At 61.9% G+C, this 3,945-nt stretch carries 3 protein-coding genes and 1 pseudogene; 1 reads left to right on the top strand and 3 read right to left on the bottom strand.

Features of this window, described 5'->3' with window-relative positions; translation table 11 throughout:
- A pseudogene (locus Q0072_RS18935) lies at positions 1–215 on the top strand (LysR family transcriptional regulator); the annotation flags it as partial.
- Positions 216–674: 459 nt separating this feature from the next.
- Here the strand turns inward: Q0072_RS18935 and Q0072_RS18930 are convergent.
- The 3 genes from Q0072_RS18930 to Q0072_RS18920 form a co-directional block, all read right to left on the bottom strand.
- Positions 675–1,745 carry an LLM class flavin-dependent oxidoreductase gene (locus Q0072_RS18930; protein ID WP_298333103.1) on the bottom strand — a complete coding sequence of 357 codons (1,071 nt, stop codon included), beginning with the start codon at positions 1,743–1,745 and terminating at the stop codon, positions 675–677.
- Between the two features lie 41 nt (positions 1,746–1,786).
- Entirely contained in the window at positions 1,787–2,389 is a 603-nt protein-coding gene (locus tag Q0072_RS18925; protein ID WP_298333102.1) for an aldo/keto reductase, read from the bottom strand.
- Between the two features lie 138 nt (positions 2,390–2,527).
- Positions 2,528–3,736 carry an IS701 family transposase gene (locus Q0072_RS18920; RefSeq protein WP_298333101.1) on the bottom strand — a complete coding sequence of 403 codons (1,209 nt, stop codon included), beginning with the start codon at positions 3,734–3,736 and terminating at the stop codon, positions 2,528–2,530.
- Positions 3,737–3,945: the final 209 nt, after the last annotated feature.

The following is a 3,945-nucleotide window of genomic DNA, read 5'->3' as shown; positions in this document are numbered from 1 at the left end:
TGGCCATCGTCAATGAAATGCTTGCCCGTTCCTATCTGGGCGACAGACTGTTGATGCGGCTATTCCGACCCGACCTTCGCCATGAATACGCCTTTGTGACGTCCGCCATGGTGGCGCCACCGCGGCTGGCTCTGGAGTTTCTGGCGGACGCGCGGCACTATTTCACTCACCAGTCAAATGGCGTGTGTCACGATTCTGCCGTCAGCCCCGTGTAGGACAGTATCGGTCGATGGTGTAACGAAGGATTTCTGGCTCATCTTGGCGACCGAAGTGAACTCAGATGAAGCAAAAATCCATGGCGCCGAAGTGAGTGCCTGATACAACTCCGGGATGCTCGTGGGTAGTTCCACAAGCGGCCTTTGGTTTAGGAGAGCACGAACATCCCGATGTTGGGCCCTAAAAATGGCTGCCGACGAAGCGCGGCAATTTGAGGACAGTAATTTCAGATGTTCACGAAAAAACTGTCATGCCATCGGTCGAGGCGAGCCCCCGCTTCCAACCTGCCGAGGCACAGTGGTAACGTGTTTGAGGGTCCGACACACCCTGATCGGTCACCTCATCGCCTTTCCAGGTTCCGGTATCACCCAGAACCTCACCGACAAGGCCCGCAAGATGGGTGTGCCTGTCTGGCGCTTCCGGGACGGGGGATGATATGGTCCAACAGGTTGAATGGCCTAACCCGCCGCCTGCCAACGACGCAAGGCCGGCAGCACATGGCGACCAAACAGGTCGCATTCGGCGGCGTGCGGATATCCTGACAGGATGAAGGCCTCCAGCCCAAGGCAGTGGTAAGCCTTCAGCTTGGCCAGCACCTGATCGGGATCACCAACGATGGCAGCACCACAGCCGGACCTTGCACGACCGATGCCGGTCCAGAGGTTTTCCTCGATATAGCCGTCCTGCTGGCTGGCGGCGTCCCGCAGTTCAGCCTGACGACGAACGCCATAGGATTGTGAATCCAGCGACTTCGCCCGGATGGCGGCACCCGTCTCCGTATCCAGCCGGGACAGCAGCCGGTCGGCGGCGGCGCGGGCCTCGGCTTCTGTGTCACGCACAACGACATGCACGCGGTAGCCGAAGCGCAAGGTCCGTCCATGGTTGGCGGCGCGTTCGCGCAGGTCCTTGATGATGCCCGCCACACCGTCCAGCGTGTCCGGCCAAATCAGATAGACATCCGCCGCCTTGGCGGCTGCCTCACGCGCTTCTGTCGACAGGCCACCGAAATAAAGTGGGGGGCAGTGGCCGGAGACGGTACGGATGCGCGGCGGGTCCAGCTTCAGTTTGTAGAACTCGCCCTGATGTTCCAGGGGTAGACCGTTCAGCAGCGTTTTCAGGATATTCATCACCTCCACCGTCCGGTCATAGCGGGGACCGGCGGGCAGGGTTTCTCCCGGCAGGTCGCTGGAGATGATGTTGATGGTCAGGCGCCCGCCCAGCATCTGGTCCAGGGTCGCCACCTGCCGGGCGATCTGTGGTGGCCAGAATTCCCCGCAGCGGACGGCCAGCAGCAGCTTGATCTGCTTTAGCAAGGGCGCGATGCCACCGGCGAAAGCGACGCCATCAATCCCGAGTTGGTAGCCCGAGGGCAGCAGCAGATTGTCATAGCCCAGTTTGTCTGCTGTCTGGGCGATGGTGCGGCAATGATCGAAGCTGGATTGCAGGGACGGATCTGGCTGGCCCAGGAACTCAAAATCATCATCGCAGAGGGCGGAGAACCAGGCGATCTCAAGCGGGCGGCTGGACATAGCAAGGGCCTTTCAAAGAACGGGTATCTGTCGTGCGCGGATCAGGGAAGGGGCGCGCCCAGGGCTGCCTGCAACACGGCGTACCAGTCAGTGTCGGTGAACTGCACCTTGAAGGCGTCGGTCGCTTCCCGGATGCGCGCGGGCGTTTGGCTGCCGATCAGTGGGATGGGACGTGACGGGTGCGCCAGAAGCCAGGCATAGGCCACGGCGGCGCGGCCGACATTGTTGGCCGCAGCGATCCTGTCCAATTCGGCAATCACAGCCAGGGTTCGGGCGTCATCCGATGCCCCCAGCAGCCGACCACCGGCCAAGGGAGACCAAGCCAGCACGGTCAGCCCGCGTTCCATGGCCTGATCCAGCACCCCATCGAACAGAGCCCCCACAGCGCGGGCGGAGAATTCCGGCTGGATGGAAACCAGTTTAAAGGGCAGATGGGCCTGAAGGGCGGCAACCTGGGCTGGGGTATGGTTGGACACGCCCGCCGCTCTGATCTTGCCGTCCCGGCGCAGCTTATCCAGCGCAGCCGCTACTTCCGCCGGATGGGCCAGCAGGTCGGGACGGTGAACCTGATACAGGTCGATCACGTCCGTGCCCAGCCGGGTCAACGAGGCCTCCGCCGCGCGGCTAGCATTACAGTTGCACATTTCTTTTGATGTGAGCGGATCTTGCGACTGCCTGATGAGCGCGTCGCCATATTGACCACGCGATGATGTGGGCGGGTTGGATCTGGCGCTGAGCCATTTTGGTGGCGATGCGCCTGATTTCCTGCATGGACCATCGGATCAGGTGTGTGTCTGGGGTGTCATCCGCCATGCCCATTGCAGCGTTTTTTGGGGTGTCTGGCGGTTCAGGTGATGGCGGATGGTTGCCAGCATGGCAAAGGCGAGCATGACCAACGAGACATGCCGGTGCCATCCGTGCCAGGAGCGTGTCTCGTTATGGTCGAGGCCGAGTTCGTTCTTGGCGGTCTCGAAACTGTCCTCTATGGCCCAACGGTGGCCTTCGACCCGGACCAGGGTTTCGATACTGGTTCCGGCGGGGCACCAGGTGGTAAAGATAGCCAGTTCGCCATCGGCGATGTGCCGACGGATCAGCAGGCCACGCGTCCACGAGCCGGTATGGTTGTCGCTATACTCGGCGGCGTCCAGGTCGGCCAGTTCCAGATAAGCCCAGTCATGCAGACGGGGCCCCTTTGTGCCCTCGCCACAGGACAGGCGCTGCCAGTCGCCGGGTTCCAGCCCCTCGGCAATGGCGCGCGCCGTGCCGCCCACCTGCCTGGGCTTGCCCCAGGAGTTGAACCGGTGATCGGCCTTGACGCCCAGCACATAGCCTTTGCCCTGGCGGCGCAGGAGCATCTCCAGGCTGCCGACGCCATAGACGCTGTCGGCCGCGACCCAGCCGAACGGTGTGCCCGCCGCCACGGCGCGCTCGATCATCGCCATGGCCAGCGCCGGTTTGGTGGCAAAGCCCGTTCCATCCGGAACATGCGCAGCCGCCAGCCGATCCGCATCGTCGGTCCAGGCCTTGGGCAGGTACAGCGCCCGGTCGATGAAAGCATGGCCATGCCGCGACACGTAGCAGGCGAACACACCAATTTGACAGTTCGTAATCTTGCCTGCCGAGCCCGTATATTGCCGCGCCACCCCGCACGATGCCTTGCCCTGCTTCAGGAAACCCGTCTCGTCGATCACCAGCACGGCATCATCGTCCGCCAACGTTTCCAGTGCATAGTCCCGCACGATATCCCGCAGCGCATCGGCATCCCACCTGCCCCGGCCCAGGATCGCCTGTTGCCGCCAGGGGCCAGGGTCGCCCGCCGCCTCTGCCCGCATCCAGCCCGTCTTGCGGTGCTCCGCCCCCAGCAATCCATCCAAAAACAAACCCGCAGACGCCGCAACGCGAGATTGTGTGAACAACGGGCGGATACGGGCCTTCACTGAACACAGCGAAACCGACCAAAGACCAAGCGTATCCTCAAGCGAACCTGACATCCCATGACCCTCCGAATCATGGTCGCCCATTGATTCAGAACTTCAGAAAATGTGCAACTGTAATGGTAGGTAGTAAACTCATAAAAGTGCTTGGCGTTGATTTGGGGGCGTGATTCAAGGATTTCCGCAAGGAGCCATTGATGACGCGCCGCCGCTACGAACTCACGGACCGTGAATGGTCAATCCTTTCACCGTTGTTGCCGAACAAG

This window comes from Asticcacaulis sp. (assembly GCF_027484505.1).
Lineage (GTDB): Bacteria > Pseudomonadota > Alphaproteobacteria > Caulobacterales > Caulobacteraceae > Asticcacaulis.
The sequence above is the reverse complement of the archived record's forward strand: the minus strand, read 5'-3'. Positions and strand labels throughout refer to the sequence as shown.